We start from the raw sequence: 21,135 nt of genomic DNA on the forward strand, positions 1-21,135 counted from the left end.
AGGAATTTATGATGAAATCCGTTACCCTTTCTCTGCTCCAGTCTGCTGCAAATGCCTTTGATTTTGGCGGGCCTGTGCTCTGCGATGCTCACCACTATGGTGAGGGGCATATCAACGACACCTTTGTGGTCTGGCGGGAAGATCATTCCAAACGCTTTATTTTGCAGCGCATCAACACAGATACCTTTACCGACCCGGTGGGCCTGATGGAGAATGTCTGCGGCGTGACCCGGCATCTGCGGGCGAAAATTCTTGCCGAGGGCGGCGACCCCATACGGGAAACGTTGAACGTCATCCCCACCCTGACCGGCGACAGCTGCTATCTGGATGCCGATGGCGGTGCATGGCGTGCCTATGACTTTGTAGAAGATACCATCTGTTTGCAGCGGGTCGGCAGCGAAGCCGACTTCCGCACCGTGGCCGAGACGCTGGGCAAGTTCCAGAACCAGCTGGCGGATTACCCAGCCTCCACCCTCCACGAAACCATCGCCCGCTTCCACGACACGCCCAACCGCTATGCCAATTTTGAAAAAGCCCTCGCCGCCGATGCACTGGGCCGGGCAAAAAATATCCCGTCGGAAATCGAATTTATCCATGCGCGGGAGAAAGACTGCCATGTCCTGCTGGATCAGCTGGCAGCTGGCGAAATTCCTCTGCGCGTCACCCACAATGACACCAAGATCAACAATGTCCTCATCGATGCCGCTACCGGAAAAGGCATCTGTGTCATTGACCTCGACACCGTGATGCCGGGACTTTCGGCCTACGACTTCGGCGATTCCATCCGCACCGGTGCCAACGACTGCGCTGAGGACGAATCTGACCAGAGCAAAGTCCATTTTGACCTGCATCTGTACGAAGTGTTCGCCAAAGGGTATCTCTCCACTGCCGGGGCATCCATGAGCATGGCAGAAAAAAAGAGCCTTGCATGGGGTGCAAGGCTCATGACGCTGGAATGCGGCATCCGTTTTCTGACTGACTATCTGGAGGGCGACCATTATTTCCATATTGCTCGCCCGGATCACAACCTCGACCGCGCCCGCACCCAGTTCACACTGGTGCGGCAGATGGAAGAGGTTTTCGATCAGATGCTGGAAATCGTCTGCCCGGACAATCACTGATTTCGCAATCTCCTCCATTCGGATACAGCAAGAAGCATGGACGCTCTCCTTTTCGGGGGGCGTCCATGCTTCTTTTTACAGCTTATCCCTACACACCCATCAAATCGTCCTTTGAGGACGCTGGGAGCGTCGAGGACATGATGCGCTGCAGCAAATTATGAAAGCCCTTTTCAGCCCTGACCAATCACAATCCCCCAATGGCTATCATTGTAGCTGTAAATAGAAAAAACAGCTCAAGCAGCCTCCTATAAGTCCTACTATCACCGCTTTGCCGCAATAATTTTTTTCAAATTATCTTGACGCACCGTTCAATGACCAAAACGAATGTTCAATCGACCCCTAGCAATTCCCAGCACCACGACACGCCGAACAACAAAACGCACGTTATCAAGTTCCGTGTGACAGCGGAGGAAAAAGCGTCACTGGAACTCACTTGCAAACTCCTGAATTTCCCCCTCTCCGCTTTTATCCGCTGCGCCATATTGATATACAAGTTTATCCATAGTGCCTGATCAACTCCTTCGATTTGCATATACAATCATCGGTCAATCTATGATTTCGGATTTCATCTTCCACGGACACCTGCGTGGAACTTGTCGGGGCAAGGCCCCTCCATCTGCTAACGCAGACCGTTCCGGCGCTTAAAAGCCCCACTGGGGCTTTCATTGCTTCGCAAACGCTAATTTTCCGAAGAAAACAAATAATCCGAACCCATCTCCTATCGGAAATAAGTTCGGATTATTTTTGTTTGGTCCGAGTGGCGAGAATCGAACTCACGGCCTCTTGAACCCCATTCAAGCGCGCTACCAAAACTGCGCTACACCCGGATATCGCATGTGGCTTATCGCTCACAGCTCAATTAGTATACCCGATGCAGGGTGTTTTGTCAAGCGCTTTTTTCAAGTTTTTTCGATTTCTTTTTCGTCTTCCTCCGCCGTTTCCGCAATGGGCTGGCTGCGGGACGGTAGTGCGTCAAATTCCACGGTAGCCAGCGCCACGGCGAACACGCTTTGGGCCCCGGCATCCAGCAAAGCCTGTGCACAGGCGGCTGCCGTGGCTCCGGTGGTGATGACATCATCCACCAGCAGCACCCGCTTCCCATCCACGTTGTCCGGTTCCAGCACCCGGAACGCGCCTGCCACGTTGACCAGGCGCTCGTCCAGCGAGAGCCCGGCCTGATGGCGGCCAGTGCGGGCACGACCAAGGGCGTTGGCGGCCAGCGGGACGCCCACCGCCTTTGCCAGCGGCCGGGCCATCCGCTCCGGCACATTATAGCCGCGTTTTTTGCTGGAGGCCGGCACCGGGACGATGGCGTCATAGCCAAGGCTCAGGCCCTCCACCCGCTGGGGTGTGGGCTCCGCGCCGCGCATGACGATCTCGCTGCCAAAGAGCAGCCGGGCCATCTCGACGCCCAGCTCCACGGCCGTCCACGGCTCGCCCTGGTACTTGGCCCGCAGCACCGCACTGCGGACACAGCCCGTGTAGCGGTAGGGTGCCGCGGCCCCGCTCAGTCCCCAGATAGTGCTCACTTTCCTTGAGCCGCATGGGCATCCGGCGGAGCGGTTCCAGCCGTTCCGCGCATTCCGGGCAGGTTGGCACAAAGCCCAGCACCCGGCGGCAGAAAGGGCAGCGGCGGGGATACAGCAGCTGCCGGGCCTGCCGCAGCAGCCAGCACGGGGCCGCGTAATCCCCCGGCATCAGTCTTTCTTGACTGCAATGATGACGCGGACTTTCTTGCCCGCCGTGCAGCCAAAGTTATCGTACCAGCCGGTCAGGTAGTAATCATCCGAGTTGACGTATGCCAGCTTAGTGGCGTAATACTGGCCCTTGTACCACAGGTAGACCTGCGTGTCGTCGGCCATCTCATAGCGCTTATCGCCCGAGAGGACGGAGGCAGCGCCCACCTTATCGATCTTCATGGGCATGAGCTGCACCATGGATTTGACCGAGCCCGTCACCTCCCGGCTGACGGCAATACCGCCTGCCAGCACCGGGTACTTGATGGAGGTGGTCAGGCTGGCCTGCTGGCCGTCGATGTAGCAGATGTAGTTGGCACCGCCGCCGATGAAGTTGAAAATGTTGCTCAGCGGAGCCCCGGTAATGGCACCGATTTGCCGGAAGCCAATGCCCAGCAGGCCCGCGGTGTTGCCCGTCAGGCGATTCCATGCCGTGCTGAGGATATCGCCGCTGATGACGCCCCACAAAATCTCGCTCGTGGTGGGCACCAGCAGATTTTTCACCTCATCCACGGTGGTCTTGGTGGTCGTGTTGCCCGAAGAATCGGTGGTCACCAGCGTTTTGATGCTGCTGTAGTTGGCGGCCAGATTCTTCACATCGTCCAGAACGCCGTAGTTCCACAGATCGCCCGTGACATCGTTGAGGATGAGGCGGTCGATCTGGCCGTTTTCATTAGTGGTGTAGTAGCGGACGTCAGAGCCCGAGAGCGTTACCCCCGATAGGCGGCTGGGACGAATCGCCCCAGCCGCACCTCCTGACGTTGTATCCATAATTTCCACATCGTCGGCCAGGGCAGCGTCGCCCAGAGCGGTGGCGTCCGCGTTCACGGTGCCGCTGACGGACCGGCTGCTGATTTTTTTCACGTTCTCTCCGTTGGCACCGTCCACGCTGATTTCTACCAGCCAACCGGTGGGAAAATTGAGGCTTTTGTCCACGTTGACGCTCCGGACGATACCGTCCGTGCACATGACCGAGACTTTCTGGAGCACATCGGCCCCGTTGTCTTCTTCAATCAGGTTGCGGGAGGCGGACTGGACAACGCCATAGAAGACGCTGTCGGCCTCTTCCCCGGTGACGATGCCGGCCACCTCATTGTTCATGCCCAGCAGCAGGGTGACCACCTGGCCCACACCGCCGCCGTTGAGGGAGGACACCTGCGAGGCCACCGCCGTGCTGCCCAGCGTGTAGGTACTGCCCGCCACGGTGACCGAGGTGGGCGCGCTGGCCGAGGGAGACACTGCCGTGATGCGGCCGGCCGCGCGGCGGGTGTAGACCCAGACCGTGCGCAGACTCTCGCTGTAATAGTACACGTCGTACTGGTTCAGCTCGCCCGAGGGGGAAACTTTATCGTTGCGGTAGACGCTACCGGGGTAAAGGGTACCTGTGCCCCCTCGCCGTAGATAAAGGGGCCCTGCAGACTGCTGAGCAGGACGGTGGAGGCATCCACCTGGCCGTTGGAAACGGTAAAGCCCAGAGTGGTGCCGTAAGCGCCGCCCGAAGCCGTGTTGGCCGTGAGGGCGTTGTAGAGCAGGACCGCGGCATCCTCATAGTTCATGGCCTCGCCCTGCTTGCGGTCCAGTCCGGTGCGCAGGCCGATCTCGCTGGCCTTGTTGAGCTGCGCGTTGGGGAACGCGCCGTTCAGCTCGGTCATCTTATAGCCCATCAGCTTGAGGACCGCCGTGCAGGCTTCCTCCAGCGTGACAGCGTTGTCCGGGCGGTAGCTGCCGTCCGTGTAGCCGTTCAGCCAGCCCTGCTGCACCGCAATGCGGATGTAGGGGGCCCAGGGCGAAGTGCCGGGCACGTCGGTATAGAGGGTGCCCACCGTGCCCTGTGCACCCACGCTCTCCCGGAATGTGGAGAACGAGGTAAGCATCCGGGCAAAGGCACCACGGGTGACCACGGCGTTCAGGGCCCCGGTCTGGTCGGTATCCATGGCCCCCAGGGTAATGGCCATCTGGACCGCGGTGTTGTTGGTGGCAGCCGCCGAAGCCGGGAGCACCAGCATGGAGGCTGCAATGCACACCGCCAGCAGCAATGCAAGGATTCGTTTTTTCATGGCTTATCTTCTCCTTTTAATCATACCGCAGGGCGTCGATGGGGTTGAGCTTGGCGGCACGCTTGGCCGGCAGGTAGCCGAACAGCACGCCGATGCCCGCCGAAATGCCGAACGCCACCACGATAGAGTCGAACGAGGGGCTCACCGTGATATCCATGCCGTCGGTGAACATGGGCAGCACCCGGTTGGCAGCCATGCTGACGATGTACCCCAGCACGATGCCAAGAGCGCCGCCCAGAGCGGAAGTGGTAGCGGCCTCGGTAACGAACTGGGCCAGGATGACCCGCTCCTTGGCGCCCATGGCCTTGCGGATGCCGATCTCTTTCGTCCGCTCCGTGACCGACACCAGCATGATGTTCATGATGCCGATGCCACCCACCAGCAGCGAGATGCTGGCAATGCCCGTGAGGATAACGATGACCATGTTGATCATCTTGTTCATCTCTTCCAGCCACTCACTGGCCGAGTAAACGTAATACGCATCGTCACTTTTGAAGAGATTATACAGTCCGTTTTCCATGGCAGCCTTGGCCTCGTTGGCCTGATTCTCGTCCACCATGACGCAGATGTACGAATCCGCGGTGCTTTTCTGCGACAGACGCATGGCGGTGGTATAGGGCAGGTAGATGCAGTCATCGTCATTGCCCTGCTGCATGGTGGGGTCGCTGATCTTGGCGTTCAGCACGCCCACGATGCGGAATTTGTAGGGGCCCAGCTTGATGGTCTTGCCCACACCGTTGCCGCCAAAGGCGGTGCGGTTGATGTAATCGCCGATGACGCAGACCTGCTTGTCGTCTTTCATGTCCATGTACTGCAGGTTGCGGCCCTTGGCCAGGGTGTAGTTTTTCATCTCGGTATAGTCTTCGTCCACGCCGTACAGGTTGGTGTAACGGTAGGTGGTGGTGCCCACCTTGGGCGTGTTGCTGCTGAAATCGATCTGCGGGGAGATGGACTCCAACAGGTCGGGGTTTTTCTTCACGATGTTATACACGTCGTCCACCGAGGCGGTGCGGGAGCCGTAGCCCCAGATGCTGACAGACAGGGTGTTGGTGCCCATGGCCGAAAAGCTGTCCCGCATACTCTTGGTCATGCCGTTGCCCAGGCCCACGATGACGATGACCGCCATGACACCGATGATGATGCCCAGCATGGTCAGAAACGTGCGGAGCTTGTTGCTCCAGACGTTCTGGATGGCCTGCCGGAAAGTTTCAATGATCATGCCTGTGCCTCCTCGGTCTGGGATTCCTGCTCCGGCAGCAGGGTGGGCTGAACGACCGCCTCCGGGGAGTGGGAGTCGCCGTCGTAGACGACACGCCCATCTTCCAGCCGGATGATGCGTTCCGCCTGCACGGCAATGGAATTGTCGTGGGTGATGAGGACCACGGTGTGGCCCTCATTGTGGAGCTCCTGCAGCATTCCCAGCACCTCGCGGCCGGTGTGGCTGTCCAGAGCGCCGGTGGGCTCGTCCGCCAGGATGAGGGGCGGGTTGCGCACCAGAGCCCGGGCAATGGACACGCGCTGCTGCTGGCCGCCGGAAAGCTGGTTGGGCTTGTTTTTGAGCTTATCGCCCAGGCCCACCTTTTCCAGCACCTCTTTGGCACGCTTGTGCCGCTCCGCGCGGGAGACGCCCGCGTACACCAGCGGCACCTCCACGTTTTCCATCAGGTTGAGCTTGGGCAGCAGGTTGTACTGCTGGAAGATAAAGCCCAGCATCTCGTTGCGGATGGCGGCCAGCTCGTTCCGGTTCATCTTGCCCACGTCCCGGCCATTGAGCAGGTAGGTGCCCTGGGTGGGCACATCCAGGCAGCCGATGATATTCATACAGGTGGACTTGCCCGAGCCGGACTGGCCGACAATGGCTACAAACTCCCCTTTTTCGATCTTCATGGAGATATGGTCAGCCGCCTTGACGGTCGTGTCGCCCATCTGGTAGTATTTGCACACTTCATCAAATTCGATCAGAGCGCTCATGTTCAGCCCTCCTCATCAAAAGAAACTGCTTCCGTCATCATAGTAGCCGCTTCCGTCATCATAGTAGCTGTCACTCACCGAGTTGGGATCGTAAGCAATCGTGTCTTCCGCCGTGATGCCGTCGAGGATCTCGGTGTAATCGTCGTCGCTGACGCCCGTCTTCACGTCCACATAGACATAGCCGTCCGGAGCTTCCATATCCGGGTCCGCATTGGCCGCGCTGGGCGAATCCTTGGTCACCAGCACATAGCCGCCGCGGACGATGGCCGCGTTGGGCACGCAGAGGGCGCTGGTGGACTCGGCCACCACGATCTCCGCGTTGGCGTTCATGCCCGGGCGGAGGCCGTCGATGGAGTCGATGCGGATGGTCACAGGGTAAGTCGTGGTGCCGCCGGAAGAGTTGCCTTTCATCGAGACACGGGTCACGGTGCCCACATAGGTCTTATCGGCCACCGCATCCGCCGTGATCTGCACTTTCTGGCCCACGGAAAGGGAGCCGATCTCCAGCTCGTCCACATTGATGCTCATTTCCAGGTAGCTCAGGTCATACAGCACACAGAGGCTGGTGCCGGAGGTCAGTGCGTCGCCCTGCTTGACGTCTTTTTCGATCACGGTACCGCTGATGGGGGCCGTGATGGTGTAGTTGGCCATCGTGTCCTGCATATTCTGCATCGAGATCTCGGCACTGCGCAGGGTCTCCGAAGCAGACTGGATGGATTCGGTCAGGTCATCGCCCGTCAGCTCAATGAGGATGGCGTCCTTTTCCACCGCGCTGCCCTCCTGCACATTGATGGCGGAGACGGTGCCGGAAGAGGGAGCCGTCAGGGTACGCTCTGCCTGATAGGCAAAGGTGGCGGAGGCAATGGAGCTGACGCCATTGATGCTGGCCGTGGCTGCCTGGGCCGTGGTCAGGCCGCCCGCGTTCCGCACCGCGATGGTCACCGTACGGGTGAGCAGGTTGCCAGTGCTCAGTTCATCGGTGCCAGTCACAGCGGTAATGGTGCCGTCCAGCGTCTCAAAGGTGCCGTCCAGCACCACCTGCGCGCTCTGCCCCACCGAGAAGTTGGCGGCGTCGGCCGCCGGGAAGAGCAGGCTGAGCATCATCTTGGAGTTATCCCGGATGACGGCCACTTCCTGGCCGCTGGTCACTTCATCGCCCTTGGCCACTTTCAGGCTGCTGACCGTGCCCGCCACCTCAGCACGGACGTACTGGCGGTCTACAGTCTTATCGTAGCTGCGCTGGGCCTGCTGGAGGGCGATTTCCGCTTTTTCCAGGTTGGTGGAAGCGTCGGAGCTGTCGATGGTGTAGAGGATCGTGCCCTCTTCCACGGTGTCGCCCTCTTCAAAATCAGCGGTGAGCACTTTGCCGTCCACCAGAGATTTCACGGTGTAAGTATTGGCCGGGTTCAGGGTGCCGGTGCCGCTGAGGGAGTTGGAGACATCCCGCTCCTCAGGCGCCGTTTCCACATAGCTGGTGTCCACATTGGCCTGCTTGTCCTTGGCGGGCTTGAGCAGGAACACCCCTCCTGCAAGGACGACCACCGCCGCCGGGAGCAGCCATTTCCAGTTCTTCCGGGCAAATGCTTTGGCCCCGGCAAGCTTCCCGGCGGTCTTATCGTTTGCAGCCGCTGCCGAGGGGCCGTTCCCCTGCATGGCCGCGTTCTTCTTTTTCCAGATCATGCTTTTCCTCCTCGCTGTGCGGTGCGGGGGGCAAGATCCCCCTCCCGCAGAAGTGTCTGTTATAAGGTAGTGTATCGCATTTCGGGAAATTAAACAAGCGTCCAAATTTCATTTCACGCATATTTGACAAATATTCCGGCAGTTTCTCCCGGTTTCCGCCCCCGGAGCACCGCTGCTGCCTGCCCGAAACCCGGCCTGGCAGGCGGATTTTTCCAAATTGTAAACCTGCTGTATATTTCAAAGTTGACGCACCCGGGAATTTCTGGTTTAATACGGGGCAAAGCGCAGTTTTTATGCGATGTTCTCGGCCCGTCCAAAACAGCGGGCCGCAAATAGAGGAGGATTTTTTATGAGTCAGGCAGCTGCCAAAACACCCAAAGCTCGAAATTTTCGGTCCGCGACATCTGCTACACCGGATTGTTCGCCGCCGTCATCGCCGTGATGGCCCAGATCTCCATCCCGATGCCCCTGGGCGTCCCCATGACCATGCAGACATTCGCCATCACCCTGGCCGCTGTGGTGCTGGGCTCCAAGCTCTCCGCCATGGCAAGCCTCGTGTACCTGATCCTGGGTGCCGTGGGCGTGCCCGTGCTGGCCAGCTTCTCCGGCGGTATTGACAAATTCGTCGGCCCCACGGGCGGTTTCCTCATCTCGTTCCCCCTCATGGCCTATATCATCGGCCTGGGCGTGGAGCATCGCAATGCCTTTAAGGGCGCGTTCCCTCTGGCCGTTGTCGTGGGCACCGTGGTCAACTACATCGTCGGTGTGATCCTGTTCGTCATCGTGGCCCACAGCACCGTGGCCGTGGCTATTTCCGCCTGCGTGCTGCCGTTTATCCCCACCGCCATCATCAAGGCTGTGCTGGCCTGCGCCATCGGCCTGAACATTCGGAAACGGATTCCGGGGCTCAAGGCATGATCGTACTCCGCCCGCACCATCTACTCTGCACCCAGGCTACTCCGGCCACGGCTACGACGACGCCTTTGTGGAGCACATGAACGACGTGGTCCACCAACTGCGGGAGGTTCCCGGGACGCGGATCCACCTCACGTTCTCCACCGACACGCTTTGCTCCTGCTGCCCCAACAAGCTGGGCGAAGACCTGTGCGACACCCAGGAAAAGGTAAAGCGGTACGACCGCAAGACCGTGGAATACTTTGGCCTGGAAGAAAAGGATTATGTCTACCAGGATCTCATCCGGGCCATTGATGCCAAGGCTACCCCGGAGATGCTGGCGGATATCTGCCGCGACTGCTGCTGGTTCCCCGTCAGCGCCTGCTGCAAAAACATCTGCAGCGGCAAATATGTAAAATAACCTCTGTTTCTCCCCTGCAAAAGGGCCCGTACCGGCATTGGTACGGGCCCTTTTACCGTTTCAGCACGCAAAAAGAGGCCGCTCCACGGAAAATTTCCAGTGGAACAGCCTCTTTTCCGATTTACTTACCGCGTTTTCTGCTCACTTCACCGCAGCGTCATCCGCCGCATAGAGCTGGACATATACCCCTGCGGGGACGCAGGCGGCCCAGGCGTCTTTCTGGCTCAGCCAACCGAATTGCTCACAGACATGGTCCGGGCACTGGCTGTCCTGAAAGGCGATGGCACCGTCTTTTACCTGTAAATGCACAACGTAATCGCCCACATCGTACAGATAATCGTAATCTTTGTCCAGCGGGATGGTCTCGGTGATGCCGTCGCCGAAATCGGCTACCGCCACCAGCGCTTCCCCCTGTTTGCGGCCCCGCAGTGCCCAGAAAAGCACCACTGCAGCCAGCAGGAGCACTGCCGCAAAGAGCAGATTTTTCTGCAGCCGGGTCAGGCGTTTCATGCAGCGTAATCGCTGGCAGCCTGGCCTGCAATGCGGCCAAAGACGGTAAAGTCGGCCACAGCGTTGCCGCCCAGACGGTTTGCACCGTGGACGCCGCCGGTGATCTCACCTGCTGCAAACAGGCCGGGGATCACGTTGCCATTGGTATCCAGCACTTCCGTGTTGGTGTTGATGGTCAGGCCGCCCATGGTGTGGTGGACACCGGCAGTGACCTTGATGGCATAGTAGGGAGCGGTATCCAGCGGGTTTGCAAAGCTGGTACGGCCAAACTCGGCGTCGGCCTTATCGGCCACGCACTGGTTCCAGTTGTTCATGGTCTCGGCAAAGGTCGCCTCGTCCACGCCAATGGCCTTGGCCAGTTCCTCGTAGGTAGCGCCCTCCGCGGTATAGCCTTTCTTGATGTAGCCCTGGATGACGCTGGAAGCATCGGCCATGGCCTGATCGACCACCAGCCAGCTGTAGCTGCCCGGCTGTGCGATCTCAGCAGCGGAAACCACGTCACGGGTGCCCACTTCGTCAATGAAGCGCTTGCCGTCAGCGTTGACCAGGATCGCGCCATCGCCGCGCAGGCCCTCGGTGATCAGGGCAGCGGTGTTAGCCTCCACAGTGGGGTGGATCTGGATCTGGTCCATATCCACGGTACCGGCACCGATGGCCGTTGCCATCTCAATGCCCTGGCCCAGGATGCCGGGAGCGTTGGTGGTCATAAAGCCCTCGAGCTCCGGCTTGTACTTCACGACCATGTCCAGGTTGGCACCGAAACCGCCGGAAGTCAGGACCACGGCTTTGGCGTTGACGGTGACGGTCTCACCGGAAGCGCCGGTGGCCTTAACGCCGCAGGCTGCGCCGTTGGCATCGGTCAGGATCTCGTTGGCGGTGGTGTTCAGCAGGATCTGAACACCGGCCTTTTCGCAGTTCTCCTGCAGCAGGGGGATCATGTAAGAGCCCACAGAGAGGGTCTTGCCCTCTGCGTCCACAGGGCGATGGATGCGCTTGACAGAAGCGCCGCCAAAGCTGGAAACGCTGTGCAGGGTGATGCCGTTCTCATCCAGCCAGTCGATGGCATCGGCACTGTTCTCGCAGAGAGTCTCCACCAGAGCGGGATCGTTGATGCCCTTGCCGCCGATCATGGTATCCAGCTCCATCAGCTCCACAGAGTCGAAGTAGCCGGTGGGGTTGGCCTGATAAGCAGCCCACTGCTCGGCCACGGTAGCAGCCAGAGCGGTGATGGTCTCATTGTCAGCGTACTTTTCGGCAGCGGTCTTCAGGGTCTTTTCCACGCCTGCGGACTCGCCGAACTCGTTCTCATCCTGATACACGGTCTTGCCTGCGTTCATGCCGCCGGTAGCGCGGACAGAGTTGCCGCCCACCATGGCCTGGCTCTCCAGAATGACAACGCTCTTGCCCTCGTTGGCAGCGGTAATGGCGGCAGTCATGCCGGCACCGCCCGCGCCCACGATGACCACATCGGCGTCCACCGTGGAGTCCTCAGCGGGCTCGGCGGTGTTGTCCACAGCGGTCTTGTAGTCGTCGGGGTTCAGGCCGGCCGCGGTCAGGGCGGCAGCGGCAGCCTCCTTGATGGCGTTGGAGGTGACGGTTGCGCCTGCAACGCCGTCCACCGCAATGCTGCCGCTCTCGGCGATGGCGCCGGGCAGCTGGTCGATGGCCGTGGAGCCCACGCCCTCGGTCTCGTCCTTGCCCTCGGCGGTGCAGCCGATGATCTTGCCGTCGGCAAGGGTCAGGGTAACGGTCACATCGCCGCCAAAGCCTTTGGCAGTGCCCATGCTGGTGGTTTTGCCGCTGCTGTACACCAGCAGACCGGCTGCCACCACCACCACCACCATCGCCACAGCGAGGAGGATCTTCTTTATCTGGTTCTTCTTCATGGTTTTTCCAATTCCTTAGCAGATTTGAGGGCCAATGCCCTCAGTTTGTTAATGCGAACATATCAGCAGAAAAAGGGGGCTGCTCATTCGGAAAGCAGCCCCCTTTGCCGAACTAAGAGAAAAAATCAGGCGTTGGCCTGTGCAGCAGCAACTGCGCAGGCAACGGTTGCACCGACCATGGGGTTGTTGCCCATGCCGATCAGGCCCATCATCTCAACGTGCGCAGGCACGGAGGAGGAACCAGCAAACTGAGCATCGCCATGGACGCGGCCCAGAGAGTCGGTCAGGCCGTAGCTGGCGGGGCCGGCTGCGACGTTATCGGGGTGCAGGGTACGGCCCGTGCCGCCGCCGGAAGCGACGGAGAAGTACTTCTTGCCGTTCTCGATGGCCCACTTCTTATAGGTGCCAGCAACCAGGTGCTGGAAGCGGACGGGGTTGGTGGAGTTGCCGGTGATGGAGCACTGGACGTCCTCTTTCTTCATGATGGCAACGCCTTCCATGACGTCGTTGGCGCCGTAGCACTTAACAGCGGCACGCTCGCCATCGGAGAACGGGATCTCCTTGACCACTTTCAGGGTCTGGGTGGGGATATCATACTCGGTCTGCACATAGGTGAAGCCGTTGATGCGGGAGATGATGTAAGCGGCGTCCTTGCCCAGGCCGTTCAGGATGACGCGCAGGGGGGTCTTGCGGACCTTGTTTGCGGTGCGGGCGATGCCGATGGCACCCTCAGCAGCAGCAAAGGACTCGTGGCCAGCCAGGAAAGCGAAGCAGGTGGTGTCCTCGCTCAGCAGGCGGGCACCCAGGTTGCCGTGGCCCAGGCCGACCTGGCGCTGCTCAGCAACGGAGCCGGGGATGGTGAAAGCCTCCAGGCCCTCGCCAATGGCAGCCGCGCACTCGGCAGCATCGGTCAGGCCGCGCTTCACGGCGATGGCGGTGCCCAGGGTGTAAGCCCAGACAGCGTTATCAAAGCAGATGGGCTGCACGCCGCGCACGATCTTGTCGCAGTCGATGCCCTTGGCGAGGAGCATCTCGTTGCAAGCGTCCAGAGACTCCAGGCCGTTAGCCTTCAGGCATGCCTCGATCTTCGGCATGCGGCGATCCATAGATTCAAAAGTTGCCATGAGTTGTTCCTCCTCTCTTATTCCTCACGCGGGTCGATGTACTTGACAGCGCCTGCTTCCTTGCTGAAGCGGCCGTAGGTGCCCACGTTCTTCTCGTATGCCTCGTTGGGGGTCTTGCCGTGACGGATGTCCTCCATCATCTTGCCCAGCTTGACAAACTGATAGCCGATGACCTCATCGTTCTTGTCCAGAGCCAGCTTGTTGATGTAGCCCTCGGTCAGCTCCAGGTAGCGGACGCCTTTCTCCTTGGTGGAGAAGATGGTGCCGGTCATGGAGCGCAGGCCCTTGCCCAGGTCGTCCAGACCCGCGCCGATGGGCAGACCGTCCTCAGAGAAAGCGGTCTGGCTGCGGCCGTAGACGATCTGCAGGAACAGCTCGCGCATTGCCACGTTGATGGCGTCGCACACCAGGTCGGTATTCAGAGCTTCCAGGATGGTCTTGCCGGGCAGGATCTCGCCAGCCATAGCAGCAGAGTGGGTCATGCCGGAGCAGCCGATGGTCTCCACCAGAGCCTCCTCGATGACGCCGTTCTTGATGTTCAGCGACAGCTTGCAGGTGCCCTGCTGGGGTGCGCACCAGCCCACACCATGGGTGTAGCCGCTGATGTCCTTGATCTCATAGGCCTTGACCCATGCGCCCTCTTCGGGGATGGGAGCCGGACCATGCTTAGGACCTTTGGTGATCGGGCACATATTCTGTACTTGCTGCGAATAGGTCATAATCATACTCTCCTTTTGACAATTTGTGCTCTGCGGGCAAAAAACGAGCCTGGTATCCCAGCCTCATTTCATGTTCCACGTTGCATTGACCGGGCGTGCCGCTCTCTTTCTGCACCACATTCCGGTACTACCACGCATGATTTTATTATAGAGAACCTTGGCGCATTTTGCAAGACATTTCTGATAAATAATTCGCAATCTTTTTGGTAGTTATTCATGTCTAACCGTCATTTTTGCTTCTTTCGTCTTCCACATCGTCATGTTTTTGTCAATTTTGTCGGAATGGATTTTTAGTTCAATTGGGACGGGGCGCGCGGGGCGGCTGGACGGGTCTCAGGGCCCAGATGGCAACAAATCCGCCCACCGCTCCCGCAATGGCAAGGATGTGCCGCCCCTGCTCCAGCCCCCAGAGATTGGCCATCAACGGAAACGCCAGGCTCCCCACGCTCTGTCCCAGAGCCAGAAAGCCATAGTTGACCCCGGCATGGGGAAACCCGAACAGATCGGTGGAGAGGGCGGGCAGCACCGCCGCCAGCGCCGAGTAGCAGAACGTCAGGCCCGCGTACACGGCCACCACGGCCCACCCCTGTGCAAACCAGAAGACGGCACTCAGCCCCAGCGAGACCGCAAACAAGATCATATCCGTCGGCCTGCGGCCAATTTTATCACTCAGCATGGGCATCAGCAGCCGCCCGGCTGCACTGCCCACGCTGCCCAGCACCACGCTCCACAGCGCGGATCTCTCGTCCAGCCCCCGCTCCATCCCCAGTTTTAAGATGATGGGACTGAACAGCAACACCGCCGGGGTGGAGCAGCACACCGCCCCGGCGCAGAGCCAGTATTGCCTGGTGCGGAGCATCTGCCCAGGGGAGAGGTCCAGCTTCGGGGCCGCCTTTCCCCTGCCCTGCTGGCTGGGCCGGGGCTTTTCCGGCGGAGGGTCGGTCAGCAGGGCACTGCCCACGAGGCAGACGGGCAGGGTGAGCACCCCCAGGGCCCAGAACGCGCCCCGGATGCCCTGTACCGGGCCAAAGCCCCGCAGCGCCGTCCGGACAAAGACCGTGAGGAACGCGCCGGAGAGCCCCACCGCCCCGCCGATGACGCCCGTGGCCAGCCCTTTGCGGCCCTTGTACCATTTCTGGGCGCAGGACTGGATGGAGGGGTACAAAAAGGCCGTGCCCAGCCCCGCCGGGACACTGAACAGTACCCAGAACCACCCGCCCGCGGCCCCGGGCAGGAGGGCCGCCGCAAAGAACCCGCCGCAGAGCAGGGCCGTGCCCCAGAGCGCCGCGTGGCGCGGGCCGTTCCGGTCTTGCAGAAAGCCGCCGATCACACACCCCACCCCGAATGCCGCGATCAGGATGCCGAACGCCAGCCCGGCCCCCTGTTCCGAGAGGCCGTACTCCTCCATGACCGGCTGCTGGAACACGCCCCAGGCCGCGGGCAGGCCTGTTAATATTTGAATGGCCGCCCCCGCCGCCAGAATGGCCCATGGTCTTGTTTTCTGCATTTCGCGCATCACCTCACAGGATAGTGTGCCCTTTTTGATTGACAAACCCGCATATTTCTTTATAATTGAGGGGTAAGAATTACGATGAAACCTCTCAGTCTCGCTCCGCTCGACAGCTCCCCTACTGAGGGGAGCCTCTGGCGAAGAGGGAAAGCTTCTCGTTTTTGCCAAGGCCTCCCCTATGAGGGGAGGTGGCACGCCGCAGGCGTGACGGAGAGGTTTTACTTCTTTAAAAAGAGAGGAATTACCAACCATGAAGACCCAAGCGTTGAAAGGTATGCGGGACCTGCTGCCCGCGGAGCAGACCCTGCGCGATTATATCCAGGGCAAAATTCTGGAGACCTACCGTGCCTCCGGTTTCGAGCGCATCTCCACCCCCATGCTGGAGGATATGGAAAACCTCGATAAATCCGATGGCGGCGACAACCTGAACCTCATTTTCAAGGTGCTCAAGCGGGGCGATAAGCTCACCGCCGCCCTGAACAGCGGCGACCCCAAGGCCCTCTCCGATATGGGCCTGCGCTATGACCTCACCCTGCCCCTGAGCCGCTTCTATGCCGCCAACAAGGACAAGCTCCCCCACCCGTTCAAAGTCATCCAGACCGACCGCGTCTTCCGCGCCGAGCGCCCCCAGAAAGGCCGCCTGCGCGAGTTTGTCCAGTGCGACATTGACATCCTGGGCGATGAGAGCCCCAACGCCGAGGTGGAGCTCATCGACGTGACTACCCGCGCCCTGCTGGGCATCGGCTTCACCGGCTTTACCGTCAACATCAATGACCGCCGCATCCTGCGCGGGATGCTGGAAAGCATGGGCTTTGCGGCCGACACGCTGGACTCCGTCTGCATCACCTTTGATAAGATGGACAAGATCGGTGCCGAGGGCGTCAAGGCAGAGCTGACCGAGAAGCAGCTGCCCGAGACCGCCATCCAGGCCCTGGCCGATTTCATCGCCGCAGGCAATGTGACGCTGGACGCCGTGGCCGCCCGCTGTGCGGACCCCGCCATTGCCGACGACCTGAAGTATGTGCTGGCCACCGCCAACGCACTGGCCGACGGCCGCTATGAGGTGGCTTACTGCCCCAGCCTGGTCCGCGGCCAGGGCTACTACACGGGCATGGTCTTCGAGGTCACCTGCCCGCAGTTCAGCGGCGCTGTGGCAGGCGGCGGCCGCTACGACAACATGGTTGGCAAGTTCCTGGGCACCCAGGTGCCCGCCGTGGGCTTCTCCATCGGCTTTGAGCGGGTCTGCGGCATCCTGCTGGAGCAGGGCTACCAGATCCCCGGTGCCAAGCAGAAGATCGCTCTGCTCTATCAGAAAGGCTCCGACTTCCCTGCCGTGCTGGCCAAGGCCGCACAGCTGCGGGAGCGCTACAACGTGACCGTGCTGGAGCAGGCCAAGAGCTGGGCAAACAGCTGGGCCAGCTGGAAACCGCCGGTTTTGCGGGCGCTGCCTTTATGGACAAAGAAGAGATCAAGATTTTCTAAACTTACAACGAGCAAGGGCCTCCGCAGATGCGGAGGCCCTTGTTTTTGATGTCTTTTTATGTTTTCTTCGCGTTGGGGTAGACCCGCTCCATCCGGGCGTTGTCAAAGTGTTCGTCCAAAAAGACCTCCAGCTGGTTCCGCGGCGTGATGCCGTCGGTCCGGCTGTTATACCGGGCCAGCGCCAGACCGGAAAGGGACATGTTCACCGCCATAAAAATGGCCAGTAAAATGGTCATCCAGGGTTTGACGTGCCGCCGGACGAGGTCCATCCCCTTTGCCACCAGCGGATAGCCCAGCCGGAGCCAAACCACCGCCGCAATGCCCCAGAAAAGCAGTACAGCAGGTTGACGCGGCCCGCAATGTTGAATTTGAAGCCGCTGTAATCCCAGAAGATGACACCAAACAGCAGCTCGCCTACGGCGCTGCACACATACTCATAGGCACCGCCCATGAAGACGCCAAAGGCAAAGATGGCGCTGTCGCTCTTGTCCTCACTGTTCCGCAGCAGAACGGTAGAGAGGGCCAGTGCCAGCCCCCACACCACGCTGAACGGACCCCAGACCAGGCTGGAACGGCTCATCCAGACGCCCGCCGTCACCCGGCAGAACAGCGTCTCCACAATGTCGCCCAGAAATGCCCCGATGACGAACAGCCAGAGCAGGTCGGCAAAGCTCAGGGTCTTTTCGGCTGTGACGGTCGGTACCACCCGCGCGGCGGCCGGGTAAGCTTTCTGGACACGGCGCTCCACCCAGCTGCTGAGCCGGGTGCGGAGCTGATCGGAGTGCTTTTCCAGCTTGGCATTGAGCTGTTCCAGGTGTGGATGCTCCCGGGCGTAGCGGCTCACTGCTAGGAACGCGCCCAGCTGGTCCAACAGGGAGATCGTGATGGAGACCCACAGCAACGGCCGGACGAGCCACTGGGGCAGCAGGCCGTAAAGCTTGAAGAGCAGACCATTGCCCCACAGGACCGTCGCCGTGCCCAGCGCGCCCCAGAGCAGCGAGTATTGCAGGCAGATGTAGCCATCCACATTGAAGCGCTTGCCGGAGTAGTCCCACCAGCGGCGGCGATGCACCCGCTCCAGCAGTTTGGCTGTCAGCCACTCCACCACGGTGGCGTCAATGGCGCAGCCAGAAACAGCAGCAGCGGGCCGGGCCGGTCTGCAAAGGAAATCGCCAGCAGCACCGCCGTAAAGCCGTAGATAAAGCAGAACGGGCCGGACGCCACGCCTCGGTTGGCAAAGCGGCGGCCCTTTATCGTTGCCACCACCGTCTCGCCTACCCAGCCCAGGAACGAATAGACCAGATATAGAACACTCAGAGAGTAAAAATTGAGCTCCATTGCAGCTCCTTTCCATCGCGTGTGAATTGCATGGTACAATTTTATGCTATTTTAGGCTTCCAGGCAAGATAAAATGCAAAAAACACAGCGATACACGCTCTGTTTGCCAGAGACAGCGTATCGCTGTGTTTGGATGTTTTCTTTCAGCAGGCTTGCCCTCTCAGGCACTGCGGGCCGTTACAGCTGGCTCTTGTACAGCTCCACGATCTCTTCCACACTGGTGTCGCGGGGGTTGCCCGGGCGGCAGGCGTCTGCATAAGCGGACTCCGCCAGGAACTGGATGTCCTCTTCTTTCAGGATGCCGTGCAGGTTTGCGGGGATGCTCACATCCGCGCTCAGCTGCTTGACGGCTGCGATGGTGGCATCGGCTGCCTGCGCGTCGTTCATCTCGTCAATGCCCTTGACGCCCATGGCCTTGCCGACCGCGCGGTAGCGCTCACCGGCAACGCTCTTGTTGTACTCCAGACCGACCGGCAGCAGGATAGCGCAGGCCACACCATGCGGCGTGTCATACAGAGCGGACAGGCCGTGTGCCATGGAGTGGACGATGCCCAGACCGACATTGGAGAAGCCCATACCGGCAATGTACTCGCCCAAAGCCATGCCCTCGCGGCCTTCCGGCGTGTTCTGGACCGCACCGCGCAGGTTCTCGCTGATGAGCTTGATGGCTTCCAGATGGAACATATCGGAGATGGTGCAGTGGCCCTTGGTGATGTAGCCCTCAATGGCGTGGGTCAGAGCATCCATACCGGTGGCAGCGGTCAGGCCCTTGGGCATGGAAGCCATCATATCGGGATCGACGACGGCGATCTCCGGGATATCGTTGGTATCCACGCAGACGAACTTGCGCTTCTTCTCCACGTCGGTAATAACATAGTTGATGGTGACCTCGGCAGCGGTACCGGCAGTGGTGGGCACTGCAATGGTGAACACCGCGTGCTTCTTGGTGGGAGCCACGCCCTCCAGAGAGCGGACATCCGCAAACTCGGGGTTGTTGATGATGACGCCAATGGCCTTAGCGGTATCCATGGAGGAGCCGCCGCCGATGGCCACGATGCAGTCTGCCTCCGCGGCCTTAAAAGCAGCCACGCCGTCCTGCACGTTGGCAATGGTGGGGTTGGGCTTGATCTCGCTGTACACGCTGTAAGCAAAGTTTGCAGCATCCAGCAGGTCGGTCACTTTCTTGGTGACGCCGAACTTGATCAGATCCGGGTCAGAGCAGACGAACGCTTTCTTGTAGCCACGGGCAGTCAGCTCGGGCACAATGTTCTCGATGGCACCGTGGCCATGGTAAGAAATCGTATTCAGGACAATGCGATCAGCCATAATAGTAAGCCTCCAAACATTCTCTTCCCCGCCCCGTGCGGGGTTTTCTTTACCATTACTTTACCACATTGTTAAAAATAATGCAATTGGATTTTCTTGTGATTTTCATGAAATTTTTATACAGATGATTTTTGTTTCAGAAACTTTATCCAATTTACAATTATAAAAAAGAACCATGCAAGCTTTTCAGCCTACATGGTTCTTTTTCTTTTATTGTAATTTCAAGCGACAGGCCTTAATTACTTAACTTCATAAACCAGAACGATGAACTCGCCCTCATTAAAAGTGCCACGGACATCTTTCTCAAAAGCGGCCTTGGTATGAGAATTGGAATAACCGTACTTAGTAGCGCCATTTGCTTTCAGGGTAGAAACGATAGAAGCAATGGTAGCTGCATCTTTCTCCTGAACGGTAACGAAACCAATCTGCTCACCACCAACCAGAGTAGCAGCGTCTACAACTTTACCGATTGCTGCTGCACGAGCTTTCTGATAATCCTTCTGAGTATCATACTTGCCCTCAGACTGCTTCTTCTCAATGCTCTTGATCTCAGCAGCATAACTATCCCACAGCTGTGCAATCTTCTCAGCCTTTGCAACATCTGCAGTGTTATACTCAGCAGTAACCTTTGCATTAGACAGAGCGTCGGTCAGCTGCTTGTGGAAAGTGGTCTTGTCGCTGTCGCTGCAGCCAGTCAGGACTGCCAGAGCCATGACGCCTGCCAGAACGATAGCAGCCAGTTTTTTGAATGCCTTCATAAGTAAGGTCCTCCTCAAAAAATAAAATTTCGTTCAGGATATTTTCCTGTTTCCTGCATTGTACCCCCCCCCCGGGTGCCTTGTCAAGTGTTTTGAAAATTTCACAAATTATTTGTGCATCCCGACAAAAAACGGCCGATATTTTTTGGATATCTTTTCAAATTTTTATCACAAATCAAAGAGTTCCTTCTATCCTTTCGCATTCCCGGAATGAGTTTCTTTTCCCCAAACAAACCTAGAAACATCCTCTCTGTTCCTCTTGCGGAATTTCTAGCATCCAGAATCAAACGCCCGCCTTTTTCTGTCCATCTATGTGATCCTAAAGTCGCTGCCCTTTCCACTCAATTCTCATTGAGATGGGAGGGAAACCTTTTGGAACTGTTCGTATCATTCGTTTTGTCCGTCGCAGCAGGTGTGGTTTCCAACTGCATCAGCAAGTGGCTTGACGGCAAGCACAAGGACAGCAAGCACTCACAAATGGAAGAACCCCCTTGGAGTAGCCGCTCCGAGGGGGTTCTTCCATTTGGTGATACCCATTGGAAATGTGTATCGTATCGTTCGCATTTTTTTATATGCGATTTTGCAAAAAGTCAAGCCATGGC

General features: G+C 59.0%; 19 protein-coding genes, 1 tRNA gene and 2 pseudogenes. 5 read left to right on the top strand and 17 right to left on the bottom strand.

What is annotated here, in order from left to right:
• Positions 1-11: 11 nt before the first annotated feature.
• Positions 12-1,121, top strand: a complete 1,110-nt coding sequence (locus DXA70_RS01395; protein WP_199522841.1) for an aminoglycoside phosphotransferase family protein — start codon at positions 12-14, stop codon at positions 1,119-1,121.
• 311 nt (positions 1,122-1,432) lie between these two features.
• A pseudogene (locus DXA70_RS15205) lies at positions 1,433-1,603 on the top strand (mobilization protein); the annotation flags it as partial.
• A gap of 267 nt (positions 1,604-1,870) precedes the next feature.
• On the opposite strand, the gene DXA70_RS01415 reads toward DXA70_RS15205, so the two are convergent.
• The 7 genes from DXA70_RS01415 to DXA70_RS01440 all read right to left on the bottom strand — a co-directional run bounded on the left by DXA70_RS01415 (position 1,871) and on the right by DXA70_RS01440 (position 8,565).
• Positions 1,871-1,948: transfer RNA gene (locus tag DXA70_RS01415), tRNA-Pro, on the bottom strand.
• 72 nt (positions 1,949-2,020) lie between these two features.
• Complete coding sequence (locus DXA70_RS01420) at positions 2,021-2,650, bottom strand: phosphoribosyltransferase family protein (protein WP_243000945.1); 630 nt, start codon at positions 2,648-2,650, stop codon at positions 2,021-2,023.
• 168 nt (positions 2,651-2,818) lie between these two features.
• The gene (locus tag DXA70_RS15210) at positions 2,819-4,168 is read right to left on the bottom strand and encodes a hypothetical protein (RefSeq protein ID WP_347553453.1); all 1,350 of its coding nucleotides are present in this window, start codon (positions 4,166-4,168) and stop codon (positions 2,819-2,821) included.
• 11 nt (positions 4,169-4,179) lie between these two features.
• On the bottom strand, positions 4,180-4,914 hold the full coding sequence (locus tag DXA70_RS15215; protein ID WP_347553454.1) for an S-layer homology domain-containing protein: 735 nt from the start codon (positions 4,912-4,914) through the stop codon (positions 4,180-4,182).
• 16 nt (positions 4,915-4,930) lie between these two features.
• Complete coding sequence (locus tag DXA70_RS01430; protein ID WP_128117389.1) at positions 4,931-6,133, bottom strand: ABC transporter permease; 1,203 nt, start codon at positions 6,131-6,133, stop codon at positions 4,931-4,933.
• Entirely contained in the window at positions 6,130-6,885 is a 756-nt protein-coding gene (locus tag DXA70_RS01435; RefSeq protein ID WP_128117390.1) for an ABC transporter ATP-binding protein, read from the bottom strand. Before DXA70_RS01435 ends, DXA70_RS01430 begins: the two co-directional genes overlap by 4 nt.
• 15 nt (positions 6,886-6,900) lie before the next feature.
• Positions 6,901-8,565 (bottom strand): HlyD family efflux transporter periplasmic adaptor subunit, encoded by a 1,665-nt coding sequence (locus DXA70_RS01440; RefSeq protein WP_128117391.1) that lies wholly within the window; start codon positions 8,563-8,565, stop codon positions 6,901-6,903.
• Between the two features lie 417 nt (positions 8,566-8,982).
• Here DXA70_RS01440 and DXA70_RS01445 point away from each other — a divergent pair, with 417 nt between their 5' ends.
• Both DXA70_RS01445 and DXA70_RS01450 read left to right on the top strand, forming a co-directional pair.
• Positions 8,983-9,483: a biotin transporter BioY gene (locus DXA70_RS01445; protein ID WP_347553455.1), complete on the top strand. Its 501-nt coding sequence runs from the start codon at positions 8,983-8,985 to the stop codon at positions 9,481-9,483.
• 76 nt (positions 9,484-9,559) lie between these two features.
• The gene (locus DXA70_RS01450) at positions 9,560-9,880 is read left to right on the top strand and encodes a DUF1284 domain-containing protein (protein WP_243000973.1); all 321 of its coding nucleotides are present in this window, start codon (positions 9,560-9,562) and stop codon (positions 9,878-9,880) included.
• 141 nt (positions 9,881-10,021) lie between these two features.
• Here DXA70_RS01450 and DXA70_RS01455 read toward each other — a convergent pair whose 3' ends face one another.
• The 5 genes from DXA70_RS01455 to DXA70_RS01475 form a co-directional block, all read right to left on the bottom strand.
• A complete protein-coding gene (locus DXA70_RS01455; protein ID WP_128117393.1) occupies positions 10,022-10,390 on the bottom strand; it encodes a NusG domain II-containing protein in 369 nt (122 codons plus the stop codon).
• Entirely contained in the window at positions 10,387-12,276 is a 1,890-nt protein-coding gene (locus DXA70_RS01460) for a flavocytochrome c (protein WP_128117394.1), read from the bottom strand. The genes DXA70_RS01455 and DXA70_RS01460 overlap by 4 nt, the downstream gene beginning before the upstream one ends.
• A gap of 125 nt (positions 12,277-12,401) precedes the next feature.
• The gene (locus DXA70_RS01465) at positions 12,402-13,400 is read right to left on the bottom strand and encodes a GGGtGRT protein (RefSeq protein ID WP_022256886.1); all 999 of its coding nucleotides are present in this window, start codon (positions 13,398-13,400) and stop codon (positions 12,402-12,404) included.
• A gap of 17 nt (positions 13,401-13,417) precedes the next feature.
• Positions 13,418-14,119 (bottom strand): hypothetical protein, encoded by a 702-nt coding sequence (locus tag DXA70_RS01470; protein WP_112114572.1) that lies wholly within the window; start codon positions 14,117-14,119, stop codon positions 13,418-13,420.
• A 295-nt stretch (positions 14,120-14,414) separates the two neighbouring features.
• Positions 14,415-15,626: an MFS transporter gene (locus DXA70_RS01475; RefSeq protein WP_243000948.1), complete on the bottom strand. Its 1,212-nt coding sequence runs from the start codon at positions 15,624-15,626 to the stop codon at positions 14,415-14,417.
• Positions 15,627-15,879: 253 nt separating this feature from the next.
• Here DXA70_RS01475 and hisS point away from each other — a divergent pair.
• Positions 15,880-17,111 (top strand): annotated as a pseudogene (hisS, locus tag DXA70_RS01480) (histidine--tRNA ligase).
• Positions 17,112-17,167: 56 nt separating this feature from the next.
• Here hisS and DXA70_RS13910 read toward each other — a convergent pair.
• From DXA70_RS13910 to DXA70_RS01495, 5 genes are all read right to left on the bottom strand, one after another.
• On the bottom strand, positions 17,168-17,347 hold the full coding sequence (locus DXA70_RS13910) for a hypothetical protein (RefSeq protein ID WP_243000951.1): 180 nt from the start codon (positions 17,345-17,347) through the stop codon (positions 17,168-17,170).
• Entirely contained in the window at positions 17,344-18,318 is a 975-nt protein-coding gene (locus DXA70_RS01485) for a putative ABC transporter permease (RefSeq protein ID WP_243000974.1), read from the bottom strand. The genes DXA70_RS13910 and DXA70_RS01485 overlap by 4 nt, the downstream gene beginning before the upstream one ends.
• Entirely contained in the window at positions 18,204-18,449 is a 246-nt protein-coding gene (locus DXA70_RS13915) for a putative ABC transporter permease (RefSeq protein ID WP_243000975.1), read from the bottom strand. Before DXA70_RS13915 ends, DXA70_RS01485 begins: the two co-directional genes overlap by 115 nt.
• A gap of 177 nt (positions 18,450-18,626) precedes the next feature.
• Complete coding sequence (fucO, locus tag DXA70_RS01490; protein WP_128117395.1) at positions 18,627-19,775, bottom strand: lactaldehyde reductase; 1,149 nt, start codon at positions 19,773-19,775, stop codon at positions 18,627-18,629.
• Positions 19,776-20,014: 239 nt separating this feature from the next.
• Positions 20,015-20,533, bottom strand: a complete 519-nt coding sequence (locus DXA70_RS01495; protein WP_128117396.1) for a hypothetical protein — start codon at positions 20,531-20,533, stop codon at positions 20,015-20,017.
• Positions 20,534-21,135: the final 602 nt, after the last annotated feature.

The sequence above is a fragment of the Faecalibacterium sp. OF04-11AC genome, from assembly GCF_003460645.1.
Taxonomy (GTDB): Bacteria; Bacillota; Clostridia; order Oscillospirales; family Ruminococcaceae; genus Faecalibacterium; species Faecalibacterium prausnitzii_I.